We start from the raw sequence: 15,990 nt of genomic DNA, 5'->3' as shown, positions 1-15,990 counted from the left end.
AAAATAGTCTGCACAGTAGGAGTTCTACTGTGCAGACTATTTTTTGCATTCTTTTTCAATTTAGAATTATAAGAGCAATGCTATTAATTCATCTAAACTGGATATGGTATAATCCGGCGTATCACTTGCGCTTGCAGAGGGTTGATATCTTCCATACCCTTGTAAAATTCGGATGGTTTTCATTCCGAGTAATTTAGCAGGAACGATATCGTTATCAATACGATCACCAATCATAATTGCTTCCGAAGGAGCACATCCTGCTTTTTGCAAAGCATATTCATACAGTCTCACGTCCGGTTTGGCTAGTCCTTGTTCTGCGGAACAAGCGATAACATCAACATAGGAACTAAAACCATATTGATGAAGCCGTTCAGCCGTACCCGGACTCTGATTCGCAATAATTCCAATTTGATAATGTTCTCCGAGCTGAGCAAGAATTTTTTTAGCTTCTGGATAAGGGACTTCAAGTTCTTTGCGGAATTTCAGCCTAGGCCGGATATAAGCCCGATCCTCTTCCTTCTCAATTAACTGAGAGATAGCATACTGCATGGGGGAGTCAATAAATTTAGAGTAACTTTCGATAAACTTCTCCCTCACATCCTGAATCGTAATGGAATAACCTCGATCTGCAGCACGCTCAACAAACTGATTCATAATATGGTCCACAGGTATCCATTCATCGACAAGCGTGTCCCCTACATCAAAAAAAAGCCACTTCACGTCAGACCACATTCCCATCTATTGTCTCAACCTTTCAAGTTACAATGATCTTCCATATAAAAAAGACCCATGATGATCATGAGTCTTACACTGCCGTGCATCTTATTTGTTCATTATATCAATGCAAGATTTGTTCCGCAATCATAGCAGGGATACCTCCCCTACTACATCTATAGATGCAAAATAAATACTACATTTATCATTTCAGACGAAAAACATTCTAATTAACGGCAGCTCGCTCTTCATTCAACAAGAATCCGACTTCACCCTTGATTGTGAAAACGATATGATTCGCCCCCATCCCCCGGTATACACCGCGAGGATGATTCTGTTGAGTAATGATCGTTATCGGCTTTTGTGTCCATGGTCTGCATATTTGCAGAAAGCGACAGGTTAAATTCATGCTGTTTTCAAACAAAAATATCCGCCCTACCGCTGCATTTGGCAACGACCATTTATGAGCAAAAGCAGTATCCATACGGATAACATGCTGCACTCCTAGTCGTCTAACCTTTTTTTCTTCCTGTGCGCTATTCGTGAGAACGGCAAAGGATAGCTTTTTGTACATTAATAACCGAATAAAATTTCGAGCTGCTTCATTAGGTGCAGTAACCAGAATGATTTCATTATTCATTGTGTAAGCCTCCCTATGATTGAAAAGACAACAAAAAAAGAACACCATTTACATCATGAAGGCATGCCGGCGCTCTCCCACCCGGATAGGAAAATAAGGAATCACGAAGATTCCTGATTACCCTCTCGGGTGCTCACGGTTCTGCTGCCTCTCCCTATATACGCTTACGAGGTTAGCTGTCGGATTCGGGCAAGAGAGAGTTGCCCTATTCCCAGTCTGACGACCCGGAAATTCACCCCTTGGAATAAACAATCTTTCGAATGTCATTCCCGTTTGGTTCCCCCGTTTTTATAAAAGATCCACCGAAAAATAAATAGATGAATCTAAAAATTCAGCGTAGAAAACAATAAAAAACCACAGAGGGTTAGCGCCCCTGCGGTCGATAAACGATCACAAGATTCATCATTCCTCTCTCAAGTTATTAGCTTACGAGGTTAGCTGTCGGATTCGGACGGTGAGAGCCGCCCTTCCTTATCCACCAAATGGCAAATGCCATTCCACTTCAAAGAATTCACCCCAGCAAAGTTCCTAAATCAGCTCTTACACCGATTCAAGCAGCCCTGCTATCATTGGTTCCCCCGTTTTTCGTTTGAATAATTCAGACGAAAATTCAGCAAGCATAGTAATGAGAATTTCTATTGTTTTATAAAATGTATCTCGTCTTTCTTTGTGCTCAAGATTTACGATATGAATCATACACCCGAAGCAGAATGGTGTAAAGGTACTCTAGAGCTCACTTCCGTCAATATTAAGCCATAATCCCCTTAATTCAATCAAAACACGAAACATTAAAGCTTCCATATCCTCTAATCTCTTCGTATCTCTGTATTTCACACACTTTCATTAAATCTCGAGAAGACAAGATATAAACTTCCCTCACATTGTTTAACTTCCTATATTAATTGTTTAAAATTTAATTGTAGAAAATATTGTAAAACCCTTATCCATTCTCTTATAATGAGAAGAAAAAGACGAGGCGGTGGGTCGATCTATGTCCATTTATGATTTCAATGTCAGCACCCTGAAAGGCCAAGAACTTAATATGTCAGCTTATAAAGGTAAAGTTATGCTTATCGTTAATACCGCCAGCAAATGCGGATTATCACCACAATTCAAAGGACTACAAGAACTCTATGATAAATTTAATCAACAGTCTTTTGAAGTGCTCGGTTTTCCAAGTAATCAATTTGCTCATCAAGAACCAGGGACAAGCGATGACATCGCTGAATTTTGTCAGATGAATTACGGTGTCAGTTTCCCTATGTTCGAGAAAGTAAATGTGAACGGAGAGGAAGCTCATCCCCTCTTCAAATATTTAACTAGCAAGGCGCCTGGTATTTTAGGATCGAAAGCGATCAAATGGAATTTCACTAAATTTCTTGTGGATCAAGAAGGTCGCATTGTAAAAAGATACAGTCCGCAGACAACCCCGGACAAGATTGAAGCTGATATTGCTAAGCTCTTATCACGTTAAGTAATAAGAGCACAAAAAAAGAGACCCTGAAGTCATGACTTCAAGGTCTCTTTATGTTTGATGCGGTCGAGAGGACTCGAACCTCCACGGGTATACACCCACTACCCCCTCAAGGTAGCGTGTCTGCCATTCCACCACGACCGCGCATCTTGTTCATCAGCAACATTTTCGTGCCAACAAAATATATTATACACATAAACCTATGTATTGTAAAGATGAAATTCAAAAAAATTTTAATTTTCTTTTTTACATGATAAAAATATAAATCAGGCAATTAAATACCCATTTTACGTTAAATTGATGTTAATTTACATAACACACATATGAAAAAATGCAGTTTCTTGTTGACTTTACCTGTTTTTGTATGTCAAAATAGGTATCAAATACAACGGAAATTCACTAATATAACATAGATATAACACTCTAATCAAACGCTGTTTCTTACCAAATTCGATCATCACCATAATTCAGGGAGGCGAACCGAATGAACCGAGGAAATAAGCTGCTCGACTACGTAAAATTGCTTGATTCCTCACTTCAGGTAGGAGGGTTTTCTCACTCCTTCGGACTTAACTCAAAGATTGAGAGAGGAATGATCCGTACTTCGCAGGATCTCGAGACGTTTATGCGCCTCGAACTTTACCCTAGTCTCATCAGAATCGAAGGTCTCGCCATCAAGGGAACATACACCTTTGCCGCTAAGCAAGATTACCGGAGAATAGCACTTATCGATAAGATGCTTCATGTTCAGCACTCCCCTGCAGAACAACGGAATTCACCAAGAGCAACGGGAAAACGACTTATCAAGTTATCCAAAGCATTGCATCCATGGATGGACTTTTCCCCTCTTGAAAAAGCCGCCGATCAGTATGGCACTGCCATCTCTTTGCCTGTCGTACATGCTTGGATTAACTATCAGCTTGGTGTTCCCCTCTTAAACGCCGTATCCGGTTATCTCCACGCCGCTAAGAATGTGTGCTTCCTCCACGCTAGACAACTTCTTTCTATGGAACCAAACGAACTTGAACAACTACGCAAGACATTAGGAGATCACTTGGATCAGGAATGGAACAAAATGGATCTGTCTGACGCCTCTGTGTTTCATCGTTCTCGTTTCACCATACACCCCCTCATTCCTAACTTCCCTTTTCATGAAGGAGGAACAAAAGCATCCCGAGTTCCATCGAAACTCACCTCGTATTAAGAACCCCCTCTCCGTACTCCTCCCCAAAACACGCCGACTATCCATTTCGGCGTGTTATTCATCATTCATCGTTGATATTGTCGGAAAAGACAGACGTATGTAAGTTATTCATCATTGTTAGATGACGTAATAACGTATATAATATAATTATGCTTTTTTGGAAAAACAAAGAAGAAAACTCCTTCTTTATTCTTTTTTTCAAGAACGAAATATTTAATTAGGGAGAGACTGCCATTGGTTGAAGCAAACCCGCTTACACTCGAAGATTCCTACAATCAATTTCGTTCTGCGACTGTAATAATTAATGAAGAGGGACTTATTTCTTCATACAATCAAACATGGCTCTCCAAAATTTTAGAGTTTCTCCCCTATCCTGCAGAGAGCTATTTAAAGATGAATTATTATAGGGTCCTTAGTGAAATTCCAGGAACCTGCATACATAATATACAGCTCATTATTCTTAATCTGCAAAAAGTACTGGAACGTACATCAACCGGCTACGCCTGCGAATTAAGCACCCTTACAGATCAAGGGTATTCATGGTTTCGGTTAGAAGCTTCCCTATACAAAACTTCTCTTAAGCCCGATTTCATCGGTATTGTCATCTCGTATTATGACATCACTCCATTCAAAACATTGGAAGCCCATCTCAGCCACGCTTCTTCCCAGATCAAAACCCTCCGGGGTATGCTGCCCATCTGTGCTGTATGCAAACGAATTCAAGACGAAGAGGATGAATGGAATCCCGTCGAGAGTTTTGTAGAAAAAAACACACACGCCGAGTTTACACACGATATATGTCCTGATTGCATAAGAAGAGTGTACCCTCAGTATTCTCATTTTTTAGACGAATGCTAAATAAGCAGCTCTGCTTTGTTCACCCGAACAAGGCAGAGCTGCTTAAAGAAGTATAATATCCATCACATTAGTAACACTTCTTCATTAAACCGTCAGATAGTGTTCGAAGCTCGCAAGATCGAGTTCTTCCGGTTTCCCATGCATTGCTATAGCACCTTTATCCATCACATAGATATAGTCCGCCACGCTTCGAACGAATTCTTCACTCTGTTCCACAAGTAAAATCGCCGTATTCCCCTGATTCTTAATCTGAATGATAACATCACGGATGTCATCTACAATGGACGGCTGAATCCCTTCTGTCGGTTCATCCAGCAGCAACAAACGCGGCCTTGGAGCAAGCGCTCTGGCGAAGGCAAGCTGCTGTTGTTGACCACCGCTTAGATCACCGCCCTGTCTATTCATCATCGTCTGCAGCACAGGGAACATTTCGAGTACATCTTCTGGAATCCCCTTTGTTCCTTTAGGAGCCGTTTCAAGCCCAAGTAGTAGATTTTCTCTGACGCTCATCTGCGGAAAAACATCCCTTCCTTGAGGGACATAGCCGATTCCGACCCTAGCACGTTTGGCCGAATCCCACTTTGTCACTTCTTTCCCATCCCAATGAATACTGCCTTTTCGCACCTTCAGAATACCCATCAACGTTCGCAGCAGTGTTGATTTCCCCACCCCGTTGCGACCCATTAAACACACAACCTGGCCTGGCTTTATATCGAGATGCACCTGACGAAGCACCATACTTTCCCCATATCCGGACTCAATCCCCTTCAGTAACAGCATCATTCTTCCTCCTTTTGCCCAAATATACTTCGGCAACCACTGGATTCTGCTGAACCTCCTGCATCGTTCCTTCGGTGAGCAGTGTTCCTTCATGCATGACGGTGACCTTCTGCGCATACTGTCTAACAAATTCCATATCATGTTCCACCACAACTACAGATCGCTCTTTTGCAATTTCCGTTAACAGAACCCCCGTCTTATTCGTCTCTTCATCAGTCATTCCTGCAACAGGTTCATCAAGCAGCAGCACCTCAGGCTTTTGAAGCAAAAGCATTCCAATCTCAAGCCACTGTTTTTCTCCATGGGATAAAGAGCCCGCCCTTAGATTCAAGCGATGTCCTAGACCAATCTGTTCCACCACCTCTTTCATCTCATTTGTAAGGCAACCCCCTCGCCGTTTACGAAGCGTAGAAAATACATTTTTATTAGGATTCTGTGCGATCTCTAAATTCTCACGTACAGTCAGCCCCCCAAATACAGAAGGAGCTTGAAACTTACGGCCAATACCGAGTCTTGCTACCTGATGTTCTTTCTTAGAAATAAGATCTGTTCCATCCGGAAGAAGAACTTGACCTGATACAGGTTTTGTTTTTCCGCAGATCACATCAAGCATTGTTGTTTTTCCTGCTCCATTTGGACCGATTAAGAAATGAAGTTCTCGCTGTATTAAGGATAAATTCATATTACGCACCGCTACAAATCCAGAGAAAGAAACCGTGATATCTTGAACCGTGAGCACGATCTTTTCGTTAGGAAGTTGCTTGTTTATGCTTACGTTTACGGACGGACTGACCATCTGGCGCACCTCCTTTTCGGATCCACATGCCAGTTACACTGTGATATACACCAACAAGACCTTTAGGCATGAATAATACGATAGCTACGAATAGACCACCCATAACGAAAAGCCATCCTTCTGGATACGCTTCGCTAATTCCTGTTTTTGCAGCGTTCAGCACTACAGCCCCGATCATAGCTCCAACCAGTGTTCCCCGGCCCCCAAGCGCAACCCATAACACCATTTCAATGGAGGGAACAATCCCCATCATCGAAGGAGAGATAATGCCAACCTGAAGGACAAACAGCATCCCTGCGAGTCCTGCAAGCGCACCGGACAAGGTAAACGCCATTGTTTTGTACCACGCAGGATCATATCCGAGAAATCGCACTCTATTCTCGCCATCTCTGGCGGCTTCGAGCACTTGACCGAACCTGCTACGCATAACTCGTTTGCAGAGCACATAAGTCAAGACTAGAATCAGAAGCGTTACATAATAGAGTATAATGGTCGTTGATGGACGATGAAGCTCCATCCCAAAAATGTGATGATATCCCGTTAACCCATTGGTTCCTCCTGTCCATTCCTGCTTCCCTACAAAAAGGGTTACCATGATCATGACTAGCGCCTGCGTTAATATGGTGAAATATACACCGGTAATTCGATTTCGAAAAGTGAACAATCCAAGCAAGAAAGCAAGTAATCCGGGCAATAAGATTCCAAGTAGAAACGCAGCAGGGAAAGATCGAAAAATTGCCCAAAACCACGGAAGTTCCGTCACACTATTCCATACCATGAAATCAGGCAGTGCCGACCCGCTGGCTTGTAACTTCAGATACATCGCCATGGCATAAGCACCAAGCCCAAAAAATACTCCGTGCCCTAAACTCAGCACTCCTCCGTAACCCCAGATCAGATCAAGGCCAATGGCAAGGATCGCCAAAGCAAGAAATTTCGCAAGCAAGCTTAACCTAAATTCCGTGGATACGAGCGGCGCCAGACTCATCAGAATCAGCACTACTCCCCAGGCAATTCGCTGCCCCCGTGTTCCCAGTCTATTTATAAATGGCATCCTAAGTCCCCCCTCTAGTCTAAACTCCGTGAACGAAGTGCCACGAGCCCTCTCGGTTTCCATTGAAGGAAAGCAACGATGCATGCAAATACCAACACTTTACCAATTGATGCGCTTGTGTACGTCTCAAACAAGGTATTGAAGACTCCTATTCCAAGCGCCCCTGTCACGGTACCAATCAGTTTCCCTACCCCGCCTAGAACAACAACCATGAATGCATCTACGATGTAATAGGTCCCAATCGATGGTCCAATGGGACCTAGCAAAGTAAGCGCGCATCCTGCCACTCCCGCAATACCGGAACCAATGGCAAAGGTAAGCCCATCAACGCGCCGAGTAGAGATTCCAAGGCAGCCTGCCATATTTCGATTCTGCATAACAGCACGCATCCGGCGTCCTGCTGCTGTTTTATAAATATAATTGTACATGCAGAAGAGCACGACAGCGACCAGCAAAATAATGAACAAACGTGTATAAGGAAGTGTGATGCCTTCCGTAACCATTACCCCTCCATTAAGCCAGGAAGGACTGGTCACCCCGACATTCGGGGCACCAAAAATCGTCCTTGCCAGTTGTTGCAGAATCATTCCTACTCCCCAGGTCGCAAGCAAACTATCCAAGGGTCTTCCGTATAAATGGCGGATCAGAAGCACTTCAAGCAGCCAGCCGATCCCCGCGGCAAGGAGAAACGCAGCGGGAAGCGCGACAAGATAGTACGTGCTAAACCAAGTTGAGGGCATATAGGAGATAAATAAATTTTGCGTTACATAAGTGGCATAAGCACCGATCATGATCATCTCGCCATGCGCCATATTGATAATATTCATCAGTCCAAAGGTTACGGCGAGGCCGAGTGCTATCAGAAGCAGAATGGAACTTACACTCAAGCCGTTAAAAGCTTGCAGCAAAAACATATCCATCGATTATGCCGCCTCCCTTCCGATCTATCTATAGTAGAAACAAGTTATTTAGCGCCAAGTGATTTTCCCCATTCATAGGTTTCCAGATACGGATCAGGCTTCACAGGCTCACCCGAGTTCCAGAGTTCTTTGAACTGTCCATTGGACTGGACTTCACCTATACGTACCGTTTTGTAAATATGCTGATTCTCTCCATCAATGGTCACTTTGCCGCTTGGCGCATTAAACTCAATACCTTTAGCTGCCTCTTTCACTTTAGCCACATCAACAGACCCTGCTTTTTCTACTGCTGCTTTCCATAAATAAACGGCAGTATATCCGGCCTCAATAGGATCAGCAGTCACCCGGTCAGCTCCGTATTTCGCTTTATAAGCAGCCGTAAATTTTGTATTCTCCGGTGTGTCCGTTGTTTGATAATAGTTCCAAGCTGCTAAATGACCTGCGAGCACATCCGCTCCAATACCGCGTATTTCTTCTTCCGCTACACTGACAGACAAGGTCGTTAGATCTTGGGATGTGATCCCTGCGTCTTTTAGTTGTTTGAAGAAGGCAACGTTGCTATCTCCATTCAGCGTGTTATAAACAACATCTGGTTTTGCGGCTTTGATTTTGTTGATAATCGTGCTGTAATCCGTATGACCAAGGGGAGTATATTCTTCTCCGACCACTTCGCCCCCTTCTGCCTCAAGCTGTGCCTGAATGACTTTGTTCGCTGTTTTAGGGAAGACGTAATCCGAACCCAGCAGGAAGAATTTCTTGCCACGATTCTCAAGCAGCCAGCTTACGGAAGGAACAATCTGCTGATTGGTTGTAGCTCCGGTATAAAAAATGTTCGGGGAGGATTCAAGTCCTTCATACTGTACGGGATAGAATAACAGTCCATTATTCTGTTCAAAAACAGGCAACATCGCTTTCCGGCTTGCCGATGTCCATCCGCCAAACACCGCAGCCACTTGATCTTGCTGCAGCAGTTTCCCTGCTTTTTCTGCAAAAGTTGGCCAATCCGAAGCACCATCTTCCATAACGGGTTCAATTTGTTTTCCAAGCACCCCGCCCGCCGCATTGATTTCTTCAATAGCAAGCATTTCCGCATCTTTAACTGATACTTCACTAATAGACATCGTTCCGCTGAGAGAGTGCAAGATCCCTACCTTAATTGTGTCGCCATCTGAAGTACTTACCGTACCGCTACCCTCCGTAGCAGACGGTTGTGCAGCGGGACCCTCTCCCCCGGATACACAGCCGGACAACATAATCACACCTGTTAACAACATAGGAAACCATTTACCGAACCTTCGCATCAACATGAACCCCATCCCCTTTAATCAGTTAGTTTAACCCGAACAATTATTCCTTGTTTTTCCATTAATGTTTGGTATCTCACATTATAGAGGGGCGAAATCTTTTGTGTCAATATACCTTACACATTTTTATTCTATGCCTAGTTATATGGTGCATAACAACAAAAATAAAGAACTAAATTGACAATATATCAAATCCTATGTGAGTATAATTTACACGAAAACTAGAATACACTGCTGAAAGGTTGAGTTCATGTGCGCTGGACAGAAGAAGAAAAGGATAAATCACTCCCCCTCCTCTTCAGTTCCGTAAACGAAATCACTGACTGACTTTAAAGGAATACCTCCCGCTTTTGAGTACGTATGGAAAGCAAACCAGACCACGATCTCTAAGATCATGGTCTATTATGTAATAACTATTTTTTTAATGTTCTTATGTAATCCGGTTATCCTTCTCAGGAGCTTTGCCGACGTAAAGTTCCGCTTGTTTTCTTTTGCGATATTGCGTGAATTCAATATACTCTCTAATGAAAGCCTGTTCTTCCGTAGTTAACCCCCCTACGTTTACATTCGAATCAGGATTTTTCATACGATAGACAGCTTTCAGCTCTCTAATCTCTTCATCAAGCTTGCCAAGCATGATCCAATCCAAACTCACTTGAAAAAAAGTAGAAATCTCAATTAGTTTCGTTGTGCTCGGAGTTGATTTTCCTCGTTTCCAGTCCCCTAAATTCCCCGTACTTATTTTTAATTCCTCACAGAATGCTTTTTTAGTCATGCCTTTGTTCATAATCAAATGCTCAATTCTTTCGTAAATCGATTGCATATAAGACCGCCTTCCATGAAGTCATAATATTAAAGTCCAGCAATCCGTAGACTAGCAAGTCATATAACTCAGGTTTTAATTCCATATTATAACACACAACATACACGTACTCCGTCCGATATTTGTACTTACTGTGGATGCTCTATATAGTTATATCTGTCACTGGTGATTACGATAAAAATACGTTATTCTTGATATGATGGCCTCTATTTATGAAGGAGTGAACAAATGAGTAAAATTAAAATTGTGACGGACTCTACACTGGATCTTGACCGTTCCGTCACTCAAAGACACGGTATTGAAGTGGTGCCTCTTTCTTTTACTATTAAAGGCGAGACCTATCTTGACCAAATAGATATTACACCTGAAGAATTCATTCAAAAAATGATCCAAAGCGATGAACTGCCTAAGAGTTCTCAGCCGGCTGCCGGCGAATTTTTAGAAAGATATAACCGGTTTCATGAAGAAGGATACGAGATCATATCCATTCATATGACCGGAGGCATGAGCGGCACTGTACGTTCAGCGCAAATGGCTGCCGACATGTCAGATGCTAAAGTAACTGTCATCGATTCCGAATTCACTTCTAAAGCACTCGCTTATCAAGTAATTGAAGCTGCCACAATGGCAGAGCAAGGCAAAACAGTGGAAGAAATCATAAGTAAAATAGAAGAGGTCAAAAAGAATACGAAACTGTTTGTCGCGGTAGATACACTTGATAACTTGGTAAAAGGCGGACGAATCGGTAAAGGAAAAGCACTGATCGGCTCCCTCCTGCATATCAAGCCTGTTGCTTGTCTTATTGACGGAGAGTATACTCCCGTCGTAAATCTTAGAAGCCAAGCTCAGATCGCAAGACATTTGGCCAAGCAGTTTGCCGAAGATGTTAAAGGAAAAACAATCCACAAAGTCGGAATTGCTCATGCCGAAAACCATAAACTCGCTTCTCAGCTGAAAGATTTAATTCATGAGCTTACTGGTTATGAAGATGTAGAGATCAGTTATACCTCACCTATCATCAGTACACATACCGGTGTCGGTGCAATTGGGTTTATGTATTATTTTGAGTAAATTTCATTTCAATATAATTTAATATTATCCTTTCTAATCTCATAGGACTTTTCTTGACCCGTATACTTCATTCGGTTCCGGAAACAGTCCTTTTTTAATGCCAAATGATCCCTCTTACTATGAAAATCAATGAGAAGATATAAAAAAGAGCCTTATGCTAAAAGCATAAGGCTCTTCTTCGATATGATGCGGTCGAGAGGACTCGAACCTCCACGGGTATACACCCACTACCCCCTCAAGGTAGCGTGTCTGCCATTCCACCACGACCGCATATAAGATTATAACTGGTGAGCCATGAAGGGCTCGAACCTTCGACACCCTGATTAAAAGTCAGGTGCTCTACCAACTGAGCTAATGGCTCTTGATGAGAAGTTCCATGATGTTATTTGCCATAACACGGATTGGTTTCTTCATAAATCATTAAGAGAAAAAGTGACCCGTAGGGGATTCGAACCCCTGTTACCTCCGTGAAAGGGAGGTGTCTTAACCCCTTGACCAACGGGCCTTATTAACATTCTGTGCTCTTCAGCGACAAGATAGAGTATAACATAATATAAATAGCCATGACAACCCCTTTTTTAAAATTTTTTATTAAAAAAATAAAAACTTATGTTTCCTTATAAAAATGGCGCTCAATCCTATTATATTAAGGTATTTTGTTTTAAATATTGCAATTTGACTTACAAAACATTAAAATGACTTATATTGATGCACATTGTTAGGAGGTTTCCAATTGTATCAGGAAGAACGAATGCAACTTATTATGGATCACCTTGCTAACGCGGGGCGAATTTCTATTGAAGAGATTTGTCATCAGTTCGATGTATCTAGAGATACAGCGAGACGTGATCTCATTAAGCTCGAAGAACAAGACCTTATTGTCCGTACTCGCGGAGGCGCGCTTCTCCCCTCCCCGATTCAGGAATTCAAAAATTATAAAGATCGACTAGTCATTGTATCAGAAGAAAAGAAAAAGATCGGGAAACTTGCTGCCGCTCTGGTTCGCAAAGGTGACCGTATCATTCTTGACTCTTCTACCACGGTTCAAGCCTGTGCTGAATTTTTACATGCCGATCATTGCACCGTGATTACGAACTCCATCAACTCAGCTGATTTGCTATCCGAAAAGGACTCGGTCCATATCCGACTTCTGGGCGGCATTCTTCATAAGGAACACCGCTATGTTTATGGTTCTTCTGTGATCGAAGCTCTATCTAATTATTATGTTGAGAAAGCATTTATTGGAGTCGGCGGAATTACTACAGACGGACTCAGTGCAGATGATGAAGAAGGAAAAGTAAAACGCAAGATGATGGAGCAAGCCGAAATGGTCATCGTTCTTGCGGATCATTCTAAATTTGGTCGAAATTATTTTTACCGATTTGCAGACTGGTCCCTAGTTGATGTCATTATCACAGATCAACTTCCGAGCGCAGCCATGATGGATTTCTTTGAACAACATCAAGTGGAAGTTTTAGTGCCGGATTCTAGTGAAGAACAGGAGGAATTATCATGATTAAACTTATTGCGATTGATTTAGATGGAACACTGCTGAATACCGAAAGTCAGATTAGTTCCGAAAATGCAGAAGCGATCCGTTTGGCCCAAAATAATGGGGTCCATGTAGTCATCGCTACAGGAAGGGCCCATGCTGATGTAAGAGCCATCTGTAAAAAGGCTGGACTTGTTACACCCGTTATTGCGGCTAATGGAGCTACCACCCACGATGAAAATGAGAATAAAATCGAATCTATTCCTATGGATCGAAATATCGCGTTTAGCATACTCGAATGGCTGGAAGCGAACGAATTTTATTATGAAGTACTCACCGATCAAGCAATCTATTCTCCCAATCAGGGACATCAACTCATGTCTATAGAAATTGACCGGGCTCTTAGTGCGAACCCGGAGGAGAGTATGGATCGTTTGCTAAGGCTCGCAGAGAAACAATATGAACAAACGGGAATCGTCCGTATTCCGAGTTACCGTAACATCCCGGAGAGTGCCGAAATTTACAATATCCTTTCTCTTTCATTTGACTCCGAGAAACTGGAGAAAGGCCGAGCTCAGTTCCGAAACGACGAGAATGTAGCCATGGTCATTTCGGCAGATCATAACTTTGAGGTAGAACATCCCGAAGCATCCAAAGGAAATGCGCTAAGTAAACTGGCATCCCGTCTTGGAGTATCCATGGAAGATACAATGGCGATCGGGGACAGCTTTAACGATGTGTCGATGTTGTCCATGGTCCATCATTCTGTAGCTATGGGTAATGCGAATCCGAAGATCAAGGAAATTGCTAAAGAAGTTACTTTAAAAAATACAGAACATGGCGTTGCCTACGCCATTGAACAAAAATTAAAAAACCTACCGGTGAACAATCGGTAAATATAATGAAAAAAGAGCACATGGAATTCCGAATTCCATGTGCTCTTTTTATAAATCACGTCTTTTTATAATTTTTATAAAGTTACATTCGTATCGTCTCATTCTTATAACAATACGAAATTATACATTCTAGAATATAGACCTTCAATTATAGCATACAAACATTCAGCTCTAGAATTTAGACAACAAAAAAAGCCCTCTCGGGCTTTCCATGTTTTCTTCGAACGGAGAGAGAGGGATTCGAACCCTCGCACCGCTTACGCAGTCTAACCCCTTAGCAGAGGGTCCCCTTATAGCCACTTGGGTATCTCTCCAAAAGAATGGCTCCCCGAACAGGGCTCGAACCTGTGACAACTCGATTAACAGTCGAGTGCTCTACCAACTGAGCTATCAGGGAACATTAACTACATATAATTTATCAAAACTTTAAAGAAGAGTCAAGCTTCAAATTTCCTTGACTCTTAAATCAGCTGTAAACCACGATTTATAGCTCAGTAGTGACAACGTAATCGCCGTAATTGCCGCAGAACTTGTAAAAGCAAACACAATAAGTATTTGATACTTTACCGCTTCTACTGGGTCTGCACCAGCTATAATCATCCCGGTCATCATACCGGGAAGCTGAACAATCCCTACCGTCTTCATACTATCTATGGTAGGAATCATGCTTGATTTTACCGCTTTTTTCAATTGAGAATGTACTGCCTGCTTGGCTGTTGCCCCCAGCGCGAGCAAAGTTTCGATCTCTGGTCTTGATGATTGTACTTCTTCCTTCATTCGGTTTAAGAATAACCCAGCTACCACCATCGCATTCCCAATGGTCATCCCGCTGATGGGAATAATGTAACGCGGAGACACCTCAACAATACCTAGACCAAGTACGAGTGCCATCATCAGCAGCTCCGTGAGTGCAATCGATACAAAGATCCGCCAGACAATCCCGGTTATCCCCTTCGCTCGTTTCGATGCATTATAAGATGCCACGAGGATCATGATTGAAATGATGAGCAGCAGGAGCAAAGGATTTTTAGTGTTAAAAATATATTGCAAAACATATCCGACAAGCAAAAGCTGTATAGCAGAGCGAATGGTTCCGATGGCAATTTCTTTTTCTAGACCGACCTTTTGCCATACCGAAGCAAGCATTGTAATCATGACAAAGATTAGAGTAAAACTAAGTGCTACAATCGACATTTATATGTTCCTGCCTTCCCCCGCTGCATTCAGAAACCGGGCAACCTCATCATCTGCCGGATATTTAAAAAATTCAGTAGAACCTTGGTCATGAAGCAATGTTCCTTGGGCCATAAACCATACCCGATTTGAAACCTGTCTAGCTTGCTCCAGATCGTGAGTAACCCAGATCATCGCAGTTTGGTGAGTATCCGCCCAATCATGAAGAAGCTCTTCTACCCTTTTCTTGCTTCCTTGATCCAGCGAAGCCGTAATCTCATCAAGAAGGAGAACCTCAGGCTGCATCAGTAAAGATCGCACAAGCGCAATACGCTGTTTCTCCCCACCAGACAAACTTTTTGCATTTTGAGTAAGATCTAGGGTAGACAGACCCACCTTCTCTAGCAAAAGATGAGCCAGTTCCTCATTATATGTTTTCTGATGCAGGGAGCTATACAGCCGAAGGTTATCATCTACTGTTTCTTCGATCATCACAGCCTGCTGCGCTACATAACCAATATGAGTCCTCCACTCTCTCGGGTCCACTTGTTCATATGAAACGCCGCTGTACTCCAAGACACCATCGTCATGCTTGTCCAATCTCGATAAAATGCGGAGCAAAGTGCTCTTCCCTTGACCAGATACACCAATCAGTGCAATTCGATCATTTGGGTAAACATCTGTTGTCACCTGCTCAAATAACCAAGGTCGATCTAGACCTACGTACTTTTTCCTCAAGTTTTCTACACGTAAAATAGGTTGCAATGGAATACTCTCCTTCATCTATGAAA

At 42.6% G+C, this 15,990-nt stretch carries 16 protein-coding genes, 6 tRNA genes and 2 riboswitches; of the genes, 6 read left to right on the top strand and 16 right to left on the bottom strand.

Annotated elements, in window-relative coordinates; translation table 11 throughout:
- Positions 1-66: 66 nt before the first annotated feature.
- Positions 67-720 carry an HAD family hydrolase gene (locus tag H9647_RS00630; RefSeq protein ID WP_191797230.1) on the bottom strand — a complete coding sequence of 218 codons (654 nt, stop codon included), beginning with the start codon at positions 718-720 and terminating at the stop codon, positions 67-69.
- Positions 721-940: 220 nt separating this feature from the next.
- Positions 941-1,354 (bottom strand): hypothetical protein, encoded by a 414-nt coding sequence (locus H9647_RS00625; RefSeq protein WP_191797228.1) that lies wholly within the window; start codon positions 1,352-1,354, stop codon positions 941-943.
- A 145-nt stretch (positions 1,355-1,499) separates the two neighbouring features.
- A riboswitch (cyclic di-AMP (ydaO/yuaA leader) is annotated at positions 1,500-1,669 on the bottom strand.
- A 92-nt stretch (positions 1,670-1,761) separates the two neighbouring features.
- Positions 1,762-1,980, bottom strand: a riboswitch (cyclic di-AMP (ydaO/yuaA leader).
- A 365-nt stretch (positions 1,981-2,345) separates the two neighbouring features.
- Between H9647_RS00625 and H9647_RS00615 the strand changes: the two genes are divergently transcribed.
- The gene (locus H9647_RS00615; RefSeq protein WP_191797224.1) at positions 2,346-2,828 is read left to right on the top strand and encodes a glutathione peroxidase; all 483 of its coding nucleotides are present in this window, start codon (positions 2,346-2,348) and stop codon (positions 2,826-2,828) included.
- 61 nt (positions 2,829-2,889) lie between these two features.
- Here H9647_RS00615 and H9647_RS00610 read toward each other — a convergent pair.
- Positions 2,890-2,972: transfer RNA gene (locus tag H9647_RS00610), tRNA-Leu, on the bottom strand.
- A 340-nt stretch (positions 2,973-3,312) separates the two neighbouring features.
- On the opposite strand from H9647_RS00610, the gene H9647_RS00605 reads away from it, so the two are divergent.
- Entirely contained in the window at positions 3,313-4,032 is a 720-nt protein-coding gene (locus H9647_RS00605; protein WP_191797222.1) for an urease accessory protein UreF, read from the top strand.
- Positions 4,033-4,266: 234 nt separating this feature from the next.
- The gene (locus H9647_RS00600; RefSeq protein WP_191797220.1) at positions 4,267-4,890 is read left to right on the top strand and encodes a PAS domain-containing protein; all 624 of its coding nucleotides are present in this window, start codon (positions 4,267-4,269) and stop codon (positions 4,888-4,890) included.
- 84 nt (positions 4,891-4,974) lie between these two features.
- Here the strand turns inward: H9647_RS00600 and urtE are convergent, their stop codons facing one another.
- The 6 genes from urtE to H9647_RS00570 all read right to left on the bottom strand — a co-directional run bounded on the left by urtE (position 4,975) and on the right by H9647_RS00570 (position 10,567).
- Entirely contained in the window at positions 4,975-5,670 is a 696-nt protein-coding gene (gene urtE / locus H9647_RS00595) for an urea ABC transporter ATP-binding subunit UrtE (RefSeq protein ID WP_191797218.1), read from the bottom strand.
- Entirely contained in the window at positions 5,648-6,466 is an 819-nt protein-coding gene (gene urtD, locus H9647_RS00590) for an urea ABC transporter ATP-binding protein UrtD (protein ID WP_191797216.1), read from the bottom strand. The genes urtE and urtD overlap by 23 nt, the downstream gene beginning before the upstream one ends.
- Positions 6,420-7,520 carry an urea ABC transporter permease subunit UrtC gene (urtC, locus tag H9647_RS00585; protein WP_191797214.1) on the bottom strand — a complete coding sequence of 367 codons (1,101 nt, stop codon included), beginning with the start codon at positions 7,518-7,520 and terminating at the stop codon, positions 6,420-6,422. Before urtC ends, urtD begins: the two co-directional genes overlap by 47 nt.
- A 14-nt stretch (positions 7,521-7,534) precedes the next feature.
- A complete protein-coding gene (gene urtB / locus H9647_RS00580) occupies positions 7,535-8,440 on the bottom strand; it encodes an urea ABC transporter permease subunit UrtB (protein WP_191797212.1) in 906 nt (301 codons plus the stop codon).
- Positions 8,441-8,484: 44 nt separating this feature from the next.
- A complete protein-coding gene (gene urtA, locus H9647_RS00575; protein ID WP_404822561.1) occupies positions 8,485-9,747 on the bottom strand; it encodes an urea ABC transporter substrate-binding protein in 1,263 nt (420 codons plus the stop codon).
- A gap of 427 nt (positions 9,748-10,174) precedes the next feature.
- The gene (locus H9647_RS00570; RefSeq protein ID WP_191797211.1) at positions 10,175-10,567 is read right to left on the bottom strand and encodes a helix-turn-helix domain-containing protein; all 393 of its coding nucleotides are present in this window, start codon (positions 10,565-10,567) and stop codon (positions 10,175-10,177) included.
- A 228-nt stretch (positions 10,568-10,795) separates the two neighbouring features.
- On the opposite strand from H9647_RS00570, the gene H9647_RS00565 reads away from it, so the two are divergent.
- A complete protein-coding gene (locus H9647_RS00565) occupies positions 10,796-11,638 on the top strand; it encodes a DegV family protein (RefSeq protein ID WP_191797209.1) in 843 nt (280 codons plus the stop codon).
- A 187-nt stretch (positions 11,639-11,825) separates the two neighbouring features.
- Here the strand turns inward: H9647_RS00565 and H9647_RS00560 are convergent.
- The 3 genes from H9647_RS00560 to H9647_RS00550 all read right to left on the bottom strand — a co-directional run bounded on the left by H9647_RS00560 (position 11,826) and on the right by H9647_RS00550 (position 12,143).
- Positions 11,826-11,908, bottom strand: a tRNA-Leu gene (locus H9647_RS00560).
- A gap of 15 nt (positions 11,909-11,923) precedes the next feature.
- A tRNA-Lys gene (locus tag H9647_RS00555) sits at positions 11,924-11,999 on the bottom strand.
- A gap of 72 nt (positions 12,000-12,071) precedes the next feature.
- A tRNA-Glu gene (locus H9647_RS00550) sits at positions 12,072-12,143 on the bottom strand.
- 228 nt (positions 12,144-12,371) lie between these two features.
- On the opposite strand from H9647_RS00550, the gene H9647_RS00545 reads away from it, so the two are divergent.
- Positions 12,372-13,154 carry a DeoR/GlpR family DNA-binding transcription regulator gene (locus tag H9647_RS00545; RefSeq protein ID WP_191797207.1) on the top strand — a complete coding sequence of 261 codons (783 nt, stop codon included), beginning with the start codon at positions 12,372-12,374 and terminating at the stop codon, positions 13,152-13,154.
- Positions 13,154-14,026: a Cof-type HAD-IIB family hydrolase gene (locus tag H9647_RS00540; RefSeq protein ID WP_191798586.1), complete on the top strand. Its 873-nt coding sequence runs from the start codon at positions 13,154-13,156 to the stop codon at positions 14,024-14,026. The genes H9647_RS00545 and H9647_RS00540 overlap by 1 nt, the downstream gene beginning before the upstream one ends.
- Before the next feature lie 225 nt (positions 14,027-14,251).
- Here H9647_RS00540 and H9647_RS00535 read toward each other — a convergent pair.
- The 4 genes from H9647_RS00535 to H9647_RS00520 all read right to left on the bottom strand — a co-directional run bounded on the left by H9647_RS00535 (position 14,252) and on the right by H9647_RS00520 (position 15,964).
- Positions 14,252-14,340 (bottom strand) — tRNA-Ser (locus H9647_RS00535).
- A 7-nt stretch (positions 14,341-14,347) separates the two neighbouring features.
- Positions 14,348-14,423 (bottom strand) — tRNA-Asn (locus H9647_RS00530).
- Positions 14,424-14,470: 47 nt separating this feature from the next.
- The gene (locus tag H9647_RS00525) at positions 14,471-15,220 is read right to left on the bottom strand and encodes an ABC transporter permease (protein ID WP_191797205.1); all 750 of its coding nucleotides are present in this window, start codon (positions 15,218-15,220) and stop codon (positions 14,471-14,473) included.
- A complete protein-coding gene (locus tag H9647_RS00520; protein WP_225228975.1) occupies positions 15,221-15,964 on the bottom strand; it encodes an ABC transporter ATP-binding protein in 744 nt (247 codons plus the stop codon).
- Positions 15,965-15,990: the final 26 nt, after the last annotated feature.

This window comes from Paenibacillus gallinarum (assembly GCF_014836635.1).
Lineage (GTDB): Bacteria > Bacillota > Bacilli > Paenibacillales > Paenibacillaceae > Paenibacillus > Paenibacillus gallinarum.
This window is presented reverse-complemented; position numbering and strand designations above follow the sequence as displayed.